Consider the following 17,974-nt stretch of genomic DNA (forward strand, 5'->3'; position numbering starts at 1 on the left):
CACGGGAGCGACGGGGATTGCGGTCGGGGCCGCCCCTGGAGCGACACGGGCCAGTTAAGCGGCGCTCACGGACGAGGCTCATACCATGCAATTCTTGGTGGCTATGACCTTATGCAAAACCAGCCTATGCGGAAGGATTGAAATGCAAGTCGACCGGTCATATATTCACTCTCATGAGCAAAGGTGACTTGAAAAAGCAGCATATTCTGGGGGCCGGGCTGGGCGTAATGAAGGCCCAGGGCTACAACGGCACCAGTGTGAAGGACATTGTGGAAGCCGCCGGGGTACCCAAGGGCTCCTTTTACAATTACTTCGAGAGCAAGGAAGCGTTTGCAGTTGCGGCAATCGAACAGACTTCGTCCGCGGAATTACAGGCGGTGCGCGGCATGCTGGGCGACCGCAGCCGCCCGCCCCTGGAGCGGTTGGTGGAGTTTTTCACCTGCCAGGTCGAGGACTGCTGCCAGTGTGATTTTCGGATGGGCTGCTTCCTGGGCAATATGTGTCAGGAGATGGCCGACAGCAGCGACCTGATTCGGAACACCTTGCGGCGCGCCTTGCAGCAACACACACGTGCGGTGGAAGAAGTGCTCAGCGAGGCTCTGACCCAGGGCCAGTTGGCGGCCGATACGGACACGCGGACACTCGCCGAGTTTCTGTTCAACGCCTGGGAAGGGGCGATGATGCGAATGAAGGCCTCCAAGTCCCGTGAGCCGCTGGACGCCTTCGTCAGCCAGTTGCGCTGGATGCTGGGCCGCTATGCGCCTGTGGAGGCCATGGAGTCCTGAGGGCACGCGGGATCCCTGTTGGGTTACGGCCTGCGGCGTAACCCAACATCCCGCTGCTGCGTTCGGAACCTTTGTTGGGTTACGGCCGGTGGCCTAACCCAACCTACACACCCGGATGGTTTTGTAGGTTGGGTTAGCGAAGCGTAACCCAACATCCCGCTGCTGCGTTCGGAACCTTTGTTGGGTTACGGCCGGCGGCCTAACCCAACCTACCCACCCGGATGGTTTTGTAGGTTGGGTTAGCGAAGCGTAACCCAACATCCCGCTGCTGCGTTCGGAACCCTTGTTGGGTTACGGCCTGCGGCCTAACCCAACCTACCCGCCCGGGTGGTTTTGTAGGTTGGGTTAGCGAAGCGTAACCCAACATCCCGCTGCCGGGCGCCGAACCACGCCGCCCGAAATCCCCGAAACCCCGCCGAGCGCCCCTGCGCTGACCCGGACGACTCGGCGAAAAAACAAGACGACCGGTCAGCTTTTTTATCCAAGGAATGACGATGAACAAGCGAGTTGCAATTTCCATTCTCCTCCTTCTGCTGGGCTCGGCCGGAGGCGTACGGGCGGAGAACCCAGACCTGGAGCGCGAAAAGCGCACTGGCCCGCCCAACGACCGCGGTGTCTGGAGCATCGCTTTCGAGAATGACGTTCTCGCGGGCGGCAACCGGGACAAGGACTACACCTTTGGCCTGAACCTCACCTATACCGGTCCGCGGGCAGCCGATTTCGCGCTCAGCCCTTACCGGCTCCAGGAGCCGGTGGATCGGTGGCTGCTGCCCGACCAGCCGGAGGAAAACCACAGTCTGGAGTTCGGGTTTTACGGGTTTACCCCCGATGACATCGATATCGCCGAACCCATCGTCGACGACCGTCCGTACGCCAGCCTGATTTATCTGCAGAGCGTCCGTGAGCAGGTGGACCCCGCGCGCGGGGAAAGCTGGACCTCGAGCCTGAGCGTGGGCGTGCTGGGGCTGGACCTGGTGGGCAGCAGTCAGAACCGCGCCCATGACTTTACCGGCAGCAACGAAGCCCTTGGCTGGGATCACCAGATCAGTGACGGTGGCGAACTCACCGCCAAGTATTCACTGGCTTACCAGAAATCCTGGTTACAGGGAGCGGGCGGAGAGCTCAAAACCACCGGGCAGGTATCGGTGGGCTACATTACCGAAGCCAGTGTCGGGGTCAGCTTTCGCCGCGGGCGGATCCGTTCAAGCTGGTGGTCCTTCGACCCGGAGCTGGCTGCCTATGGCGAGCGCTCCAGCCCATTTTCGAGCTCCGGCCGGGTGACGGAACATTACCTGTGGGGCGGAGTGGCCTTGAAGGCGCGCGCCTATAACGTCTTCCTGCAGGGCCAGTTCCGGGAGAGCGACGTCAGTTTCGACAGCGACCAGCTTCACCACCTCCTGGTGGAGGGCTGGCTGGGCTACACCATGGCATTCGACGGCGGCCTGCGGGTGAGCTACTGGCTGCGCGGGCACTCTTCGGAAATCCGCGATGGCGAGGGAGATCGCGGCCTCGTCTGGGGTGGCATCATTGTTTCGAAATCCTTTTGACGAATTGGGTGCTGACAGGCTGCTGAGAAACTCTTTTTCGACGGCCTGTTCGGCCTTACATGGACATTCCCTTCGCGAGTTTAGCCTTTAACTCGAGTGAAGGTTTGCGGGCGGTTGTTGGGTTACGCTGCGCTAACCCAACCTACTCACTGAGAGAATCTTTTTCGACGGTCATGTTCGGCCTTACATTGACGATGGGTTCGCAAGGCAGGCCTATGACTCTACTGAAGGTTCGCCCGCGCTTGTTGGGTTACGCTGCGCTAACCCAACCTACTCACTGTTCGGCCGGACGTGGACGTTCGGCTCGGGATTCATGGGTTGTTGGGTTACGCTGCGCTAACTCAACCTACTCGCGCGGTGCGTGCAGGCCCCGCCCGGTGGGCATGAAAACCGCTTGTTTGAATGGACTGGACCCGAGGCTGGCGGCGCGGCGCCGTCGGTCCTGCATTTACAAGGAGGTACAATGCCACGCTTCAATTCCCTTGTCTGGCTCGCGGCGGGTGTCGCGTTGTCTGCAGCCGCCCCGATTTACGCCGAATCGGAACTGCAGCTCAACGTGCCCTACTATTTTTTTGACGACATTGACCTGGACGACGATGTGGGGCTCGGCGTGGGTTATGGCTACCGCTTCAACAACCCCTGGGGCCTTGAAATCACTTACAGCGAAGTGGAAACGGAACTTTCCCGCAGCGGTCGCGAGGTGGATGCCGAGCACTGGCAGCTGAACGGGCTCTATCACTTCAATGAACGCGAACAACTCAAGCCCTTCCTGATGCTGGGCATCGGCGAGTTGGAATTCGACGCGGGCCGCTTCGATAGCGATACACTGGCGTCCACCCTTGGTGTCGGCGTCAAGTATGACCTGAGTGACAACTGGCGCCTGCGCAGCGACGCGCGCTGGTTTCACACGGATGAAGGTTCGGACAATCTGTACGCCGTCACTCTGGGTATTTCTTACGTCTTCGGCGGCACCGCCCGCGCCGCGCCAACCCGCCAGCCGACCCCGGAACCCGCACCGAGCGCTCCCGTGCAAACTGACAGCGATGGCGACGGAGTGCCGGACGAATCGGATCGCTGTCTCGATACACCGTCCGGCGTGCCGGTGGACCGCAGCGGCTGTCCGCGGGACAGCGATGGTGACGGGGTTGCCGACGCGGACGATCAATGCCCCCGCACGCGGGCTGGCCTGAAGGTGGACGCGGAAGGCTGCCCGGTGATGCTGGAGGAGACCGTCTCCATCGAGTTGGAAGTCCTCTTCGATACCGCCAGCGCAGAGGTTAAGCCGGATTATTATCCCGAGATTCGCCGGGTGGCCGAGTTCCTGGAACAGTACGACAATACCCAGGCGGTTATCGAAGGCCACTCTGATACTCGTGGCGATGCCAACTACAACCGCCAGTTGTCCCAGCGCCGGGCGGACGCCGTGCGTGACGTGTTGGTGGGCGCAATGGGTGTTGAGGAGAACCGGGTGCGTGCCATCGGCTATGGCGAAGATCGCCCGCTGATGGAGGGCAACAGTGCCGACGCCCACGAAGCCAACCGCCGGGTGGTAGCGGAAATCAGCACCCGGGTGGAGCGACCGGCCACCGAGTGACCCAGCGCAGCGCGCGTTTGCGGTGTTGGGTTACGGCCTTCGGCCTAACCCAACCTACGGCTGTACTCTCCCTGTAGGTTGGGTTAGCGAAGCGTAACCCAACATGGCATCGGTAGAGACCGTCAGGGCTTCAGGCAGTAAGCAGGGTCTCGAACCCACCGTAGATCATGCGCTTGCCGTCGAAGGGCATGGGGTTGTCGGCCATTCGCGGGTCTTCCATCATCTTGCCCATCCCTTCGTCCCGGGTTTTGCGGTCGGGCCAGACGATCCAGCCGAATGCCACCACCTCGCCCGGTTGAAGCTGGACCGCGATGGGCATGGAGGTGAGTTGCCCTTCGGGAACGTCGTCCCCCCAGCATTCTCTGATCTCCAGCGCGCCGAACTCCTTGAACATTTCAGCCGCCAGGGCCGCGTGCTTGCGATAGGCTTCCTTGTTGTCCGCGGGTACGGGGATTACAAAACCGTCGATATAACTCATCTCTCTTTCCTCTCTGGTCAGAATTGGAGACCGGTCGGGAGCACACCCTCATTCGCTCCCCGAGCCGGCCGCGCGGGCCAGCGGCAACGCAGGCCCCGGGTATGAGTCGTACGCAACCCCAATGAATCGACAAGAAGGGCAAAAAGAGCTTACCGCGCGGCCGGGCATCGGCACTGGGTTGGAGAAAGGACGTTATCGCGAGCCCCGTCGGTGTCTCGCGCCAAAAGGCCGCGGTTGCGCCACCGGATTGCGGCCCGGGCGAACCGCAAGCCGTGTTTGGCTGTCGTCTTGGTATGCGAACTTGCCTTTCCTCACTCTGGTTTTCCCGGCTGCTTGCCCTCGGCGCTCTGGTGCTGGGTGCCCTCGCGGGTGCCGATGCATTCGCCCAGGGCGCGATTCGGGTGCAGACCCATGAGGTCAGAGCGGCGGAACTGATTCGCGAGGTGCCCCTGACCGGCACTGTATCCTCACCCCGTCACGCGGTTCTGTCCACCGAAGTCGAAGGGCTTATCAGTGCCGTACATGTGGATGAGGGAGACCCGGTGGCAACGGGCGACATACTGGTGGAGCTGGACCCGGAGCTGAGCCGCATTGCGCTGGACGCCGCGGAAGCGGCGGTCGCCCAGCGTCGCGAAACGGTGGCGGACCTTCGCCGGCAGGTGGAGGAGGCCCGCACGCTAGCGGCCAATAACAACTTTCCCGCAAGCGAGCTGCGCGGTCTCGAATCGCAACTGCGGGTCGGCGAGGCAGAGCAACGAGCCGCCCAGGCGGAGCTAAGGCGCGCCCAGGCGGAGTTGGAACGCCACTGGATTCGTGCGCCCTTCAACGGCACCGTTAGCCGCAAGCTAGCGGACCTGGGTGAATGGATGTCGCCCGGGGCAGAATTGGTCGAGCTGCTGGCAACAGACCAACTCCGCCTCGACTTTCAGGTGCCCCAACGCTTCTACCCGCAGGTGGACGAATCCACTCCCTTGCAAGTGCGCTTTGAAGCCTATCCCGAACAGACCTACAGCGCGCGGGTGGATCGCAAAGTGCCCCTCAGCAACAGCGAGGCGCGCACCTTCCTGCTGCGGGCGCTGTTGGGCGCAAACCCCAATCCCCTTCTGATTCCGGGAATGTCGGCGGACGCCCTGCTGCAACTGTCCCTAAGACGCCAGGGGCTGACCGTGCCCAGGGATGCGCTCCTGCGCTACCCGGACGGCCGGGTCAGCGTATGGGTGGTTACGGATGTGAACCGGCGAACGGGCCGGGCCACTGCACGGGAGCAACGGGTGGCGCCGGGCCTCGGTTTCGGCAATCAGGTGGAGATCACCCGCGGGCTGGAGCCCGGCCATGAAGTCATTGTGCGCGGGAACGAAGCCCTGCGCGAGGGGCAACCGGTACAAATCGTCAACGACAGCAGCGAGTAACCGGCATGTTCGAAGCCATCGTTCGCAATGGCATCCTCGTCACGGTAAGCGTGCTGATCATTGCCGTTCTCGGGGTTCTTGCGGCACTGCGCATTCCCGTGCAGATGATTCCCGATCTGGAGGTGCGCACCATCAGCATCCGCACGAGCTGGCCCGGCGCGACCCCCCAGGATGTGGAGAAGGAAATCCTGATCGAGCAGGAAGAATACCTGCGCAACATCCCCTACCTGGAGGAACTGACCTCCACCGCCGAGATGGGCCAGGCCCGCATCGAGCTCGAGTTTCCCTTCGGAATCGACATCACCGAAACACTCATCCGGGTCAATAACGCCCTCACCCAGGTGCCGTCCTACCCGGAAAACGTGGACGAACCCCGCGTGGTGGCGACCTCCTTTTCCGCCAATGCCTTCATGTATTTCTACGTGGCGCCCCTGCCCGATAATCCGCAGGGTCTGGACATGGACATGATGCGCGATTTTGTGGAGGACTCGGTGCGCCCGCGCATGTCCGGCGTTCCGGGTGTGGCTCAGGTGGATGTTCGCGGCGGCGCGGAACGGCAGATTCAGATCCGGCTGGATCCGGAGCGTCTGGCAGCCCTTAATCTGAGCGTGGCCGATGTGCGGGACGCGATCACCGGGCGCAATCGCGACGTATCGGGCGGCGAGGTGGACAGCGGCAAACGGCGCTACCTGTTACGGACCGTTGGCCGCTTTGAGGATATCGAAGCCATTCGCGAGCTGATCGTTACCCGGCGCGGGGACAGTCTGATTCACCTGCGTGATCTAGCGCGGGTGGAACTGGACCACTTCAAGATCCGTGATCGGTCGCTCATCGACGGCCAGCCCGTTGTGAGCCTGTCCGTGCGGCGGGAAAGCGGCTCCAATGTCATCCGGATCAAGGACGCCATGATGCAGGAAGTGGCACGCATCAATGCCGAATTGCTGGAACCCAGGGGTATGCGGCTGGGACTGACGGCCGACGATGTGGTGTACGTTCAGGACTCGGTGGTTAATGTATGGAAGAACCTGATCATCGGCGCACTGCTCGCCACGGCGATCATGTACCTCTTCCTGCGCTCGCTAAAGGCCACGGCACTTGGCGTGATCGGCATTCCGATCTGCACCATTGCCGCCTTTCTGGGCTTGCTGGTCGCGGGCCGCACTATCAATGTGATCTCCCTTGCCGGCGTCGCCTTCGCAATCGGCATGACGCTGGACAACAGCATCGTGGTTCTGGAAAGCATCGAACTGGAACGGCAACGGGGCCTGAACAAGCTACGGGCCGCGATCGCCGGCGTGCAGAAAATCTGGCCAGCGGTGCTGGCCTCCACGCTGACCACCGTGATGGTCTTCCTGCCCATCGCCTTTATCGAGGAAGAAGCGGGACAGCTTTATTCGGATGTGGCGATCGCAATCTCGGCGTCCATTCTGGTATCACTGCTGGTGGCGATTACGGTTATTCCCACCGCGAGCGCTCGCTTGAATTTCCAGGGCGCCACTGTAAACGCCGGGGGCATGGTGCGCGAGAGGGTGCTCGCCGGTGTGCGCTGGCTGATTCAGACTCGCGCGAGGCGTCTGAGCGTTATCGGCGGTATCGTGCTGACCAGCGGACTGATTGTTGTTTTGCTGACGCCGCCGGCCGAGTACCTTCCGGAAGGGGAGGAAGCCAAGGTCTTCGCCAGCATGAACGCGCCGCCCGGCTACAACCTCGGCACCATGTGGGAAATCGGGCAGGAGGTTCAGAATTATTTCCTGCCGTTCACGCGGGAACAGCCGGAGGCCTTCGCCGAAGGCCGGGCCGATGTTCCCGCCATGCGCTACGTCAACATGCAGGTGGCAACGGACAGCCTGCGCATCATTACCGAACCGAAGGATCCCGCTCAGGTGGATGCGCTGATGGATGCGCTGGTCGAACGGTACGAACAATACCCGGGGATGCGTGCGTTCGCATCCCGCGGCTCCATCATCAGCAGCAACGACGGCGGCACCCGAAGCGTGAACCTGGATATCTCCGGGCCGAACCTTGCCGCGCTTTATGCCGTTGCCCAGGCCGCCTACAACCGGGCCCAGGAGATCTTTGAAGAACCGCGCATCCAGACCGAACCCCCGAGCCTCTCCCTCGCGCAACCCCTCCTGCAGATCCGCCCCCATTGGCGCCGTGCCGCCGAGGTGGGCATGAGCGCCGCCGACATCGGTTTTGCGGTGGCGGCCTTGACGGACGGGGCGTTTGTGGACGAGTTCTTTCTGGAAGATGACAAGATTGATATCTATCTCTATAACCAGAGCGGTACCAATGCGAATCTGGAAACACTTGCGCAGATTGCCGTGTTTACGCCTACGGGCCAGGTCATTCCACTTTCCGAGTTGGCCGAAGCGGTGGAAACAGTGGACACCAGCACCGTGCGGCGCGTCGATGGCCGGCGTACCGTGACCTTGTACATCATCCCTCCCCGTTCGGTGGCTCTGGAAACCGGGGTGGAAACCGTCAGGCGCGATCTTGTGGAGTACTTGCAAGCGCGCGGCGAAGTCCCTGCGGGTGTGAACCTGAGTATCTCCGGAGCCGCCGACCAGCTGGATGCGACCCGCGAATCACTCGGCAGCAACTATCTGGTGGCTCTCATCATTATCTACTTGTTGATGGTGGCCATCTTCTCCCACTGGGGCTATCCCCTGCTGATCATGACCACCATCCCCTTCGGCATCGCCGGCGGGCTCGCCGGGCTCGCGGTTCTCAATCTGACGGGATGGGTCAGCGAGCAATTGGGTTGGGGCGGTTTCCACCAGCCCTTTGACATGATCTCCATGCTGGGCTTTCTGATTCTGATGGGAACGGTCGTGAACAACCCGATCCTGATCGTGCATCGGGCGATCAGCAACTTCAAAGAGGAGGGTCTGCCCGCGGTCCAGGCCGTCTGCGAGGCCGTGGAGTCGCGCCTACGGCCAGTGGCTATTTCATCCATAACCACCATCTTCGGCATCGCTCCGCTGGTGTTTCTGCCCGGCGCTGGAAGTGAACTGTACCGCGGGGTCGGAGCGATCGTGATGGCAGGAATCATCGGCGCAACTCTGGTCGCACTCACCATGTTGCCTGCTCTTACGGTTTTTACTCTGGAGCGGAAAACGCAACATTGATCGCGTTGAGAATCTGAGTGGCCTTCGAAAAAGCCCAAGCGAGTCAGGAGAATTTATCCGAGGTTTCAGATGGCGGAAGCAACCCCGCACACACCAGATTGAGACGAAAGCCAGCGAATGGCGGCAGCAATCAATGGCCGGGTTGGTCGCCCCACAGGAGCTTGTGCTGCTGCAGTTGGAAGCGCACCGGCAGGTTGTCAGCGATGATCCACTCCGCCAGATCCCGACCCGCCAGCTGTTCAAAGCTGGGGGAGAACAACACCTCCCCGGTGCGCTCGAGAAGTCGCAACTCTTCCAGTTTGAAGCGCGCCCATTCGTAGTCTTCCCGATTACAGATCACGAACTTTACCTGATCGTTCTGCGTCAGCAACGGAATGTTGTCGTAGAGGTTGCGATTCACTTCTCCCGAGCCCGGCGTTTTGATGTCCAGGACTTTGCTCACTCTCACATCCACTTTGTCCACTGGCATGGCTCCACTGGTTTCCAGTGAAACCTGATAGCCGATGTTGCACAGCGCCTCCAACAGCGGGATGCAATTGGGCTGAGCAAGGGGCTCTCCGCCAGTGACGCAGACATAGAGCGGATTGAAAGCGGCAACCTTTTCCAGGATCGAGTCGACAGACTGGACCTTTCCACCGTGAAAGGCATACTCCGTGTCGCAGTAGCCGCAACGCAAAGGGCAGCCGGTGAGGCGAACAAATACAGTCGGCAGGCCGACGGTCCGCGACTCCCCCTGCAGCGAGTAAAAGACTTCGGTGATGCGCAAGGTCATATCGGACATGGAATGGAACCGCTCGAAAGACAGGATGGATGGTCCGGGAGGTGGAGGCATCCCGGGGGCCGCGATTGCGGCGCCGGGATTATCGGTGTGCAACCGTGCTGCTAGTTGGAAAAGTTCTGACGCAGGAAGTTTTTTGCCAAGGGCGCGGAGTCGCTGCCCCCTGCAGCCACTTCTTCCAGCAGGGCTTTGGCTTGGGTCTTGTCGCCGAGACGGAAGTACACCTGACCCAGTTTGTAGCGAGCCTCGGGCGCCTTGTTGTGGTCGGGATAATCCTCCACTACTTGGCCAAAGGACTGCCGCGCCTCTTCCATCTTGCCCTGGACGAAGTAAATCTGCCCGAGCCAATAGTGGGCATTGGCTGCGTAGCGACCGTCCGGGTACTGGGCGAGGTGTTCATTGAGAGCGACGATGGCCCGGTCGAATTCCTGCTGCTTGGTCGCCAGATCAACAGCGGCGCTGTAGCTGGCGAATTCGTCGGCGGGAATGGCTGCCGTCGCTGTGTCCCGGTTGGACCCGCGGGACCCGTTGGATGGTGAACCGTTGCCGCGATTGCCGGCCGCGCCGCCCTGGCTCAGTTCGCTGATCCGCCGGTCCAGATCCATGTAGTCGTCCATGCGCTGCTGCTTGAGCCGCTGGATTTCGTAGGTCTGCTCCTCGACCTGCCCACGGAGGGCTTGAACCTCTTCCTGGAGCCTCTGGACCTGATAATAGAGTTCGGCCTGCAGGCTCTGGTCGTCCTGCCCATTCTGGGCTGCAGCGGTGTTGCCGTTGCGGGACTGGCCGATCGCGCGGATGATGGGAGATGATTCAATGACCTCCACCTGGGCGACCTGAAGGCCCCGGGCAAGGCTGGAATCTGGAACGAAAAACACCGCCGCCAAGGCGGCGGCGGTGGTTATGGTGCTTCTCATCGTAGTGATCGCTACCCTGTGGAAGCCAGGTTAGTCGAGCTCTACCCGTCGGTTCATTTCCCAGACGGATTCACCGCTACCCAGACGGGCGGGGCGCTCTTCACCGTAGCTTACGGTTTCAATTCGCGAGCGGGGCACACCCTGCAGGACCAGGAAGTCAGCAACAGCGTTTGCACGACGCTCACCCAGGGCCATATTGTACTCGCGGCTGCCGCGTTCGTCAGCGTGACCTTCCAGGCGGACGGCTTCGGAGTTGTTCTTGAAGCGCTCAGCGTGAGCAGTCAGCGCGGCACGGGCTTCCGGCTTCAATACGGATGAATCAAAGTCGAAGTAGAAAACGCGGTCCAGCTCGACCTCTTCCTCCGGCTCTGTCGGAGTTACACTGCTTTCGTCGGCAGCGCCAACAGCGCCCTGATCCTGCGGTGCAGTTTCCTCGACCATGTCTTGTTCAGACGTGGAGGCACAACCGACCATCAGTGTCAGGATACAGGCCAAGCCCAATAGTTGTTTTAACGAATTATTGACCATTTCTTACTCCCACAAGTGATTTAAACGTAGAACAATAAATAAAAACTACCCAAATTTCAAAGGCTTAGTCTCTAAATGGAGACCAGGCAGGCTCCCTGACGTCGCCCTGCTTGGAGGGCAGATCGAATGCTGTAGCCGCATCCATGGAGACCGCGGCCAGGATTCCCTTGCCCTGACGGTTTTTTGTGGCATACATCAGCATGGCCCCATTGGGAGCAACTGTCGGTGATTCATCAAGGCCGACCTGCGTCTGTGTGAGCACGCGAATGTTACCGGTCTCGAACTCCTGAAGTGCAATGTGATCATTGCCCCGCTCATCCCGATGGATGAACACAAAACCGCTGCCATCCGGCGAAACTACTGGCTTCGCGTTGTATGGACCAACGAAGGTTAAGCGTTCAGGACGTCCGCTGGCAAGTGTTACTTGGTAAATTTGTGGCTTAGCGCCGCGATTTGAAGTGAAAAGGATTGCTTTTCCATCCGCCGTCCAACTGGGCTCGTGATCAATCGCGTAATGGTTTGTAACCCTTCGCAATTCACGGGTGTTGATGTCGAGTGTATAAATTTCCGGGTTGCCATCCTTCGACAAGGTCAAAGCAAGTTTTTGACTGTCCGGCGACCATGCGGGAGCGCCGTTGAGACCTTTGAAATCGGTCACTTGTCGACGCTCACCGGTAGCAACTTCCTGTATATAAATAGCAGGACGAGTTGTCTCGAAGGAGACATAGGCCAGATAACGACCGTCCGGCGACCACGAAGGTGAAAGTAAGGGCTCACCCGGCCGCGATTCTTTCAACAGGCGCGGACGTGCACCGTCCGCGTCCGCCATCATCAGGCGATATACGTTGTCGATCTCCTCTACATAAGCAATGCTGGTAGAAAAAATGCCGCGAATGCCGGTGATGCGCTCATAGATCTGATCGCTCATGTAATGAGCAAGATCCCGGAGCTGTTCCGGCCCGCCATCTACCGCCAGATCGAGCATCTTGCGTTCGTTGAATACATCGAACATCTCGAACTCCAGGTGATAGCCACCTGAGGCGTTGGTGGTGAGGTTGCTGATCACCAGATACTCGGCTTTGAGAATCCGCCAATCCCGGTAATAAACCTCTGAGGCGCGGGATGGCGAAGACAGCATGTCTCCGTGGGGAATCGGCCGGAACTGGCCGCTGCGGCGCAGGTCCGCCATGACCACCTCGGCTACATCCTCCGGCAAGGCACTGCCGCCGCTCCAGCCGGTCTGCACAATTGCTATGGGGGTAGGATTGTCCACCCCGGATGTAATCTCGATAACCAGTTCTGCGCGCACTGCGCTGCTGACCAGAAGAAAAGCCAGGGCGATGATCATTCGTCTCATTGGCGTAGGTCCTGCGGGTTGAATCTCAAAGTGAATTGGCGAAAGTGTTCTTCGAATACTGTACTGGGAACCTGCTGCAACTCGGGAAACTGCTCCGCCTTCCATACAGCTCGCTCGGCGGAAAGGTCGAAAGCGCTGTTGCCACTGCTTTTGGTAACGGTCACATTCACCACGCGGCCGGTGGGCACCAGCTGGATGCTCAGTTCGGCTTGCATGCCGTTGCGTGCGGAAGGCGGCCGGCTCCAGTTGCGCTCCACCCGGTCGTTGATCAGCGCGGAGTAACTCTGGGCGATGGCGGCATTCTCCTGCGCCTGCAGCAGCGAGCGCTCCTCCTCCAGTTCGTTCTCGAGTGCTTCCTGCATGCGCTGGCGTTCAGCCTGACGCTGCTCTTCGGCCTGGCGCTCCCGCTCCGCTTTTTCCCGGGCGAGACGCTCCTCCCGTTCCTTGGCCTTCCGGGCCTCTTCAGCTTTCTGCCTGCGCTGCTGTTCCGCGCGGCGCCGTGCCTCCTCTTCCCGTCGCTGCCGTTCCGCCTCTTCGCGGCGGGCGGCTACGTCGATGGTCTTGGGCTCGGGCTTGGGCGGCGCAGCCTTGGGCGCAGCCGCTTCCATCTGAACGATTTTCGCTTCGATATAACGGGGTACGGTTGTGCGCTTTTCATCGGAACTGGCTTCCCAGCCCCATATGACGAAGGCGAGCAACACTCCATGCAGGGCCACACTGATCACTGCCGGCACTGCATAGGATGTGGATGATGTGCGAGATACTCTCATCAGCTCGGAGGCTCGGTCACCAGGCCGACGGACCCGGCGCCGGCATTTTGCAGTTCGGTCATCATGGCCACCACCGCGCCGTAGGGCACCTTGGTATCGCCCCAGACCAGGACGGGGGTGTCGGGCTGCTGGCGCAGCACCTTGGTCACAGTTTCCTTGATTTCGGCCAGCGGTTTGGCCGCTTCCGGGGCTTCGCCCAGCTTCAGGTAGTAACTGCCGTCCGCCTTGATGGACACGATCAGCGGCTCGTCCTTCTCTTCATCGATGGGTGCGGAGGGCGCCTGCGGAAGATCCACCTGGACCCCCTGCATGATCAGGGGCGCGGTCACCATGAAGATCACCAGCAGCACCAGCATCACATCAATGTAGGGGACCACATTGATCTCGGCCATGGGCTTGCGTTTGGCTTTGCGCATCTGGGACATGAATTATGGCCGCTTTAGTCTGTGGACTTGGTATGCACCTGGCGGTGCAGAATCGAGGAAAACTCTTCAGCGAAGGTTTCGTAATAGGTCACCAGGGTTTCGGCCCGTGCTGAATAGCGATTGTAGAAAACCACCGCCGGAATCGCAGCGAACAGGCCCATGGCCGTTGCAATCAGTGCTTCGGAAATGCCGGGAGCCACCGCCGACAGTGTGGCCTGGTGAACGGTCGCCAGGCCGCGGAAGGAGTTCATGATGCCCCACACGGTGCCGAACAGGCCCACATAGGGGCTCACGGATGCGACGCTGGCAAGGAACGGCAGGTTGGTTTCGAGTTTTTCCTCTTCCCGGCGAAGCGCAACGCGCATTGCACGCTCGGTGCCCTGCATCACCGCAGCCGCATCCACGTTGCCCTTTTGCCGCAGACGGGTGAACTCCTTGAAGCCTGCGCGAAATATGTTCTCGACTCCTTCAGTCCTGCCCTTGGCATTGCCCTGGCGAAAGAGCTGATTGAGATCCACGCCAGACCAGAACTCCTTCTCAAACGCGAGGAAGGACCGGTGCGCGGTTTTCTGGTACACGCCCCGTTGCACGATCATCATCCACGACACGACGGATGCGGCGAGCAATAGCAACATTACTAGCTGCACCAACAATCCAGCGTTGGCGATGAGGCTCCAGAGGGACAGGGTTTCAGTGGCTTGGGGCATAGATTTGGTTATCCGCAATCTTATTCAAATAGTTCCGCTTCGCCGCAACGCGGCGAAACGATGTGCTCACAGTTTTTTGCGCACGGGGAGGCCGGCGCTCCCGGTCCTTTAAAATTATTTCTCCGTAGCGCCTCAGCCGGACGGCAGAGCCGAATAAAGCGCCTCGCGCAGACCGGCGGGCATGGCAACCGGTTTCATCTCCGCTTGATTGACGCAGGCAATTTTCACATCCGCCCTGCACAGGGCACGACCAGCGTGACTTACAATCTGTTCAAATTCCACATAGCTGCGCGCAACTTTTCGCACCGCTGTGGAACAATCCAGCATCTGACCCAGACAGGCCGCCTGCAGAAAATCGATATTCATGGAATGAACTACCAATAATAGCCCATTCTCCAGAGTCGCGGGCTTGTCGTAGCCGAGTTGAGTGATAAATTCGGTGCGGGAGCGCTCCATAAACTTGAGGTAGTTCGCATGGTAGACGATACCTCCAGCGTCGGTATCCTCGATGTAGACTTTCACAGGCAAGGAAAATTCCGCCATATCCGGTTTTAGACTCCTTTGCGGGCCAGCAATGCGGCGTGTGTCAGGTTTGATCAAACAGGCCGGATTGCCCCGGCCCGGCGGGCTGACCGCGTTCCGCCTGCTTGAGGCCGAAATGGTCGTAGGCATACTGAGTCACCACGCGACCGCGCGGTGTGCGGGTGATAAACCCCTGCTGGATGAGGTAGGGCTCCAGCACATCCTCGATGGTATCGCGCTCTTCGCTGATGGCCGCCGCCAGGCTGTCCACCCCCACGGGTCCGCCGCCAAACTTCTCAATCATGGTGAGCAGCATGCGGCGGTCCATGTGATCGAAGCCCTGATTGTCCACCTTCAACATGTTCAGGGCCTGGTCCGCGACTTCACCGGAAATATGGCCATCGCTTTTGACCTCTGCAAAGTCACGCACCCGTCGCAGCAGCCGGTTGGCGATCCGGGGGGTGCCGCGGGACCGCCGGGCAATTTCCGCCGCGCCCTGGTCGTCCATGGTGATCTTCATCAATTGCGCCGAGCGGCTGACGATATGGGTCAGGTCCGCCACATTATAGAACTCCAACCGCTGGACGATACCGAAACGGTCCCGCAGGGGCGATGTCAGCAGACCCGCGCGGGTGGTGGCGCCCACCAGGGTGAAAGGAGGGAGGTCCAGCTTGATGGAGCGTGCGGCCGGTCCTTCACCAATCATGATGTCGAGTTGGAAATCCTCCATGGCCGGATAGATCACCTCTTCGACGACGGGGCTGAGCCTGTGAATCTCGTCAATAAACAGCACATCGCCCGGCTCCAGGTTGGTCATCAGTGCGGCCAGGTCTCCCGCTTTTTCCAATACGGGACCCGAGGTGCTTTTCAGGGCCACCCCCATTTCCTCAGCAATAATGTTGGCGAGTGTGGTTTTACCCAAGCCCGGCGGGCCAAAGATGAGGGTGTGATCGAGGGCTTCGGAGCGATTTTTGGCAGCCTCGATAAAGATGCCCATCTGCTCGGCTACAGCCGGCTGCCCGATATAGTCCTGCAGCCGCTTGGGCCGGACGGCACGATCCTGCTGGTCTTCCTGAGGCCGGGCTACGGCATCGATGAGGCGGTCTTTTTCGATCATAAAAAGGCACTGGTTATAGGTTTCGGGCGCCTGTTGGGTTACGGCCTGACGGCCTAACCCAACCTACGATGGTGCGATCGTCGCGGGCCGTAGGTTGGGTTAGCGCAGCGTAACCCAACATTTGTCCGGGTCCGGCACGAGTGTCGTGCTTCACCGTTGGGTTACGGCCTGGCGGCCTAACCCAACCTACGATGGTGCAACTGGCGCGCGCTGTAGGTTGGGTTAGCGCAGCGTAACCCAACATTTGTCCGGGTCCGGCACGAGCGACGTGCTTACTGTTGGGTTACGGCCTCTCGGCCTAACCCAACCTACGCGGTGGCGAGGCTGCGCAGGGCCATGCGGATCAGCTCGTCGCTGCGGTCGAGCTGGTGTTCCTTCTGTACGGATACCACGATCTGCGCAGCCTGGGCGGGTTTGTAGCCCAGCGCAATCAGCGCACTTTCGGCTTCGGCGACGATGGCCCGCTCATCGGGAGCGGCCGGCGCGGCCGGAACATCCACTGCGGTTTTGGCGCTGGCGGGAAGCTGGCCGCCCCAGTCCTTGAGCCGATCCCGTAATTCGATGATCAGCCGCTCTGCGGTCTTTTTGCCAATACCCGGTACTTTCACCAGCGCCGCGGGATTGTCTTCGCGCACATGATGCACGATATCATCCGCTTCCATACCCGACAGAATGGACAAGCCCAGCTTTGGCCCGACCCCGTTCACGCGAATCAGGGCCCGAAACAGCTCCCGGTCCCGCTTGTCGGCGAAGCCGAACAACTGCTGGGCAGTCTCATTGACGGCGAAGTGGGTGTGCAGCGTGATTTCAGTGTCCACTTCCGGGAGGCGATAAATGCTGGTCATGGGCACCTGCACCTCGTAGAAGACGCCGTTGACGTCCAGCAGAAGATCGGGAGGATGTTTCTCGACCAGAATACCGCGCAATCTGCCAATCATAGAACGCCAACCATAGAACAAAGTCTCTCGTCGCCAACCCCGCTGGCTCCGGGGCCAATTTCAGGGGGCTGCATCCAGATAACCCTAAACAATCCTGCCGCGCCGGAAGCTGCGGGCGTGCGCGAATTTTATCAGATGCTGTTGTGTGTTCGCGTGACAGAGGGCTACAGCCAGAGCGTCGGCTGCGTCCTCCTGGGGCGTGCCGGGGAGTTTCAGCAGGTGTTTGACCATGTGCTGAACCTGAAGCTTGTCCGCTGAACCGGTTCCCACCACGGACTGCTTGATCTTGCGGGCCTCGTACTCGGACACGGGCAGATCCTGGCTGGCTGCCGCAACGATGGCCGCCCCGCGCGCCTGACCCAGCTTGAGGGCAGAGCTGGCGCTTTTGGCCATGAAGACCTGTTCGATGGCCATCTCCTGGGGGCAATATTCGTGAATGATTTCGTTGATGGAGTCAAAAATCAGGCGAAGGCGTTCAGCCAGGGCAACCTCGGGGATCCGTATTACTCCGCTGGTCACGTATTGGGCGCGGGAGCCCACGCTGTTGATGATGCCAAAGCCGGTTTTTCGGGAGCCCGGGTCGATCCCCAGAATCAAGGACATTGGAGTTCCAGTCGCTAATCGCCTGCAGGTGGACAAGTATCCAGTAATTGGCAGCTCAATGCCAGCAAGAGAGACCGCGGCTCGCGATCCGGAGCCCACCTTGCGGGAGTGGGCAGCCGGTTATCAATGTTGGGTTACGGCCTTCGGCCTAACCCAACCTACAGGGGCCGCGGGGGGTCGTAGGTTGGGTTAGCGGAGCGTAACCCAACATTTGTCTTTGACCCGGCACGGGCCTGGTGGGCTTTGTTGGGTTACGGCCTTCGGCCTAACCCAACCTACAGGGCCGCGGCAGTTCGTAGATACCATCTGCCCTAACTTCCCGCAACGGGCTATGTTGCCCAATGCGGGTCGTATGCCGTTTGGTGTTTCAA

Annotated in this window: 17 protein-coding genes; 5 read left to right on the forward strand and 12 right to left on the reverse strand. The window is 60.3% G+C overall.

Annotated features, from left to right (window positions below):
• Positions 1-188 precede the first annotated feature (188 nt).
• The 3 genes from ACURWW_RS16225 (at position 189) to ACURWW_RS16235 (ending at position 3,926) form a co-directional block, all read left to right on the forward strand.
• Positions 189-785: a TetR/AcrR family transcriptional regulator gene (locus ACURWW_RS16225; protein ID WP_458618515.1), complete on the forward strand. Its 597-nt coding sequence runs from the start codon at positions 189-191 to the stop codon at positions 783-785.
• Between the two features lie 494 nt (positions 786-1,279).
• Entirely contained in the window at positions 1,280-2,332 is a 1,053-nt protein-coding gene (locus ACURWW_RS16230) for a lipid A deacylase LpxR family protein (RefSeq protein WP_445617958.1), read from the forward strand.
• A gap of 463 nt (positions 2,333-2,795) precedes the next feature.
• Positions 2,796-3,926: an OmpA family protein gene (locus tag ACURWW_RS16235; RefSeq protein ID WP_445617959.1), complete on the forward strand. Its 1,131-nt coding sequence runs from the start codon at positions 2,796-2,798 to the stop codon at positions 3,924-3,926.
• Positions 3,927-4,056: 130 nt separating this feature from the next.
• Here the strand turns inward: ACURWW_RS16235 and ACURWW_RS16240 are convergent, their stop codons facing one another.
• On the reverse strand, positions 4,057-4,404 hold the full coding sequence (locus ACURWW_RS16240) for a DUF1428 domain-containing protein (RefSeq protein WP_445617960.1): 348 nt from the start codon (positions 4,402-4,404) through the stop codon (positions 4,057-4,059).
• A gap of 293 nt (positions 4,405-4,697) precedes the next feature.
• On the opposite strand from ACURWW_RS16240, the gene ACURWW_RS16245 reads away from it, so the two are divergent.
• Both ACURWW_RS16245 and ACURWW_RS16250 read left to right on the forward strand, forming a co-directional pair.
• Entirely contained in the window at positions 4,698-5,813 is a 1,116-nt protein-coding gene (locus ACURWW_RS16245) for an efflux RND transporter periplasmic adaptor subunit (protein ID WP_445617961.1), read from the forward strand.
• Between the two features lie 5 nt (positions 5,814-5,818).
• Positions 5,819-8,944, forward strand: a complete 3,126-nt coding sequence (locus ACURWW_RS16250; protein ID WP_445617962.1) for an efflux RND transporter permease subunit — start codon at positions 5,819-5,821, stop codon at positions 8,942-8,944.
• A gap of 130 nt (positions 8,945-9,074) precedes the next feature.
• Here the strand turns inward: ACURWW_RS16250 and queE are convergent, their stop codons facing one another.
• The 11 genes from queE to ruvC all read right to left on the reverse strand — a co-directional run bounded on the left by queE (position 9,075) and on the right by ruvC (position 17,603).
• Complete coding sequence (queE, locus tag ACURWW_RS16255) at positions 9,075-9,725, reverse strand: 7-carboxy-7-deazaguanine synthase QueE (protein ID WP_445617963.1); 651 nt, start codon at positions 9,723-9,725, stop codon at positions 9,075-9,077.
• A gap of 101 nt (positions 9,726-9,826) precedes the next feature.
• Entirely contained in the window at positions 9,827-10,636 is an 810-nt protein-coding gene (gene ybgF / locus ACURWW_RS16260; protein WP_445617964.1) for a tol-pal system protein YbgF, read from the reverse strand.
• Positions 10,637-10,666: 30 nt separating this feature from the next.
• The gene (gene pal / locus ACURWW_RS16265) at positions 10,667-11,077 is read right to left on the reverse strand and encodes a peptidoglycan-associated lipoprotein Pal (RefSeq protein ID WP_445617965.1); all 411 of its coding nucleotides are present in this window, start codon (positions 11,075-11,077) and stop codon (positions 10,667-10,669) included.
• A 151-nt stretch (positions 11,078-11,228) separates the two neighbouring features.
• On the reverse strand, positions 11,229-12,521 hold the full coding sequence (gene tolB / locus ACURWW_RS16270; RefSeq protein ID WP_445617966.1) for a Tol-Pal system beta propeller repeat protein TolB: 1,293 nt from the start codon (positions 12,519-12,521) through the stop codon (positions 11,229-11,231).
• Complete coding sequence (gene tolA, locus ACURWW_RS16275; protein ID WP_445617967.1) at positions 12,518-13,291, reverse strand: cell envelope integrity protein TolA; 774 nt, start codon at positions 13,289-13,291, stop codon at positions 12,518-12,520. Before tolA ends, tolB begins: the two co-directional genes overlap by 4 nt.
• Positions 13,291-13,707, reverse strand: a complete 417-nt coding sequence (gene tolR, locus ACURWW_RS16280; RefSeq protein ID WP_445617973.1) for a protein TolR — start codon at positions 13,705-13,707, stop codon at positions 13,291-13,293. The genes tolA and tolR overlap by 1 nt, the downstream gene beginning before the upstream one ends.
• A gap of 23 nt (positions 13,708-13,730) precedes the next feature.
• On the reverse strand, positions 13,731-14,423 hold the full coding sequence (tolQ, locus tag ACURWW_RS16285) for a protein TolQ (RefSeq protein ID WP_445617968.1): 693 nt from the start codon (positions 14,421-14,423) through the stop codon (positions 13,731-13,733).
• Positions 14,424-14,555: 132 nt separating this feature from the next.
• Positions 14,556-14,966, reverse strand: coding sequence for a YbgC/FadM family acyl-CoA thioesterase (locus ACURWW_RS16290; RefSeq protein WP_445617969.1), 411 nt, complete (start codon positions 14,964-14,966; stop codon positions 14,556-14,558).
• Between the two features lie 43 nt (positions 14,967-15,009).
• A complete protein-coding gene (ruvB, locus tag ACURWW_RS16295; RefSeq protein WP_445617970.1) occupies positions 15,010-16,062 on the reverse strand; it encodes a Holliday junction branch migration DNA helicase RuvB in 1,053 nt (350 codons plus the stop codon).
• A gap of 308 nt (positions 16,063-16,370) precedes the next feature.
• Positions 16,371-17,000, reverse strand: a complete 630-nt coding sequence (gene ruvA / locus ACURWW_RS16300) for a Holliday junction branch migration protein RuvA (protein WP_445617971.1) — start codon at positions 16,998-17,000, stop codon at positions 16,371-16,373.
• An 84-nt stretch (positions 17,001-17,084) separates the two neighbouring features.
• Positions 17,085-17,603 carry a crossover junction endodeoxyribonuclease RuvC gene (gene ruvC / locus ACURWW_RS16305; RefSeq protein ID WP_445617972.1) on the reverse strand — a complete coding sequence of 173 codons (519 nt, stop codon included), beginning with the start codon at positions 17,601-17,603 and terminating at the stop codon, positions 17,085-17,087.
• Positions 17,604-17,974 lie beyond the last annotated feature (371 nt).

It is taken from the genome of Gilvimarinus sp. F26214L (genome assembly GCF_054401055.1).

Bases quoted from the DNA above. Each gene is read 5' to 3' on its own strand.
- ACURWW_RS16230 (WP_445617958.1), top strand. From the start codon at position 1,280: ATGAACAAGCGAGTTGCAATTTCCATTCTCCTCCTTCTGCTGGGCTCG.
- ACURWW_RS16235 (WP_445617959.1), top strand. From the start codon at position 2,796: ATGCCACGCTTCAATTCCCTTGTCTGGCTCGCGGCGGGTGTCGCGTTG.
- ACURWW_RS16240 (WP_445617960.1), bottom strand. From the start codon at position 4,404: ATGAGTTATATCGACGGTTTTGTAATCCCCGTACCCGCGGACAACAAG.
- ACURWW_RS16245 (WP_445617961.1), top strand. From the start codon at position 4,698: ATGCGAACTTGCCTTTCCTCACTCTGGTTTTCCCGGCTGCTTGCCCTC.
- ACURWW_RS16250 (WP_445617962.1), top strand. From the start codon at position 5,819: ATGTTCGAAGCCATCGTTCGCAATGGCATCCTCGTCACGGTAAGCGTG.
- queE (WP_445617963.1), bottom strand. From the start codon at position 9,725: ATGTCCGATATGACCTTGCGCATCACCGAAGTCTTTTACTCGCTGCAG.
- ybgF (WP_445617964.1), bottom strand. From the start codon at position 10,636: ATGAGAAGCACCATAACCACCGCCGCCGCCTTGGCGGCGGTGTTTTTC.
- pal (WP_445617965.1), bottom strand. From the start codon at position 11,077: ATGGTCGAGGAAACTGCACCGCAGGATCAGGGCGCTGTTGGCGCTGCC.
- tolB (WP_445617966.1), bottom strand. From the start codon at position 12,521: ATGAGACGAATGATCATCGCCCTGGCTTTTCTTCTGGTCAGCAGCGCA.
- tolA (WP_445617967.1), bottom strand. From the start codon at position 13,291: ATGAGAGTATCTCGCACATCATCCACATCCTATGCAGTGCCGGCAGTG.
- tolR (WP_445617973.1), bottom strand. From the start codon at position 13,707: ATGCGCAAAGCCAAACGCAAGCCCATGGCCGAGATCAATGTGGTCCCC.
- tolQ (WP_445617968.1), bottom strand. From the start codon at position 14,423: ATGCCCCAAGCCACTGAAACCCTGTCCCTCTGGAGCCTCATCGCCAAC.
- ACURWW_RS16290 (WP_445617969.1), bottom strand. From the start codon at position 14,966: ATGGCGGAATTTTCCTTGCCTGTGAAAGTCTACATCGAGGATACCGAC.
- ruvB (WP_445617970.1), bottom strand. From the start codon at position 16,062: ATGATCGAAAAAGACCGCCTCATCGATGCCGTAGCCCGGCCTCAGGAA.
- ruvA (WP_445617971.1), bottom strand. From the start codon at position 17,000: ATGATTGGCAGATTGCGCGGTATTCTGGTCGAGAAACATCCTCCCGAT.
- ruvC (WP_445617972.1), bottom strand. From the start codon at position 17,603: ATGTCCTTGATTCTGGGGATCGACCCGGGCTCCCGAAAAACCGGCTTT.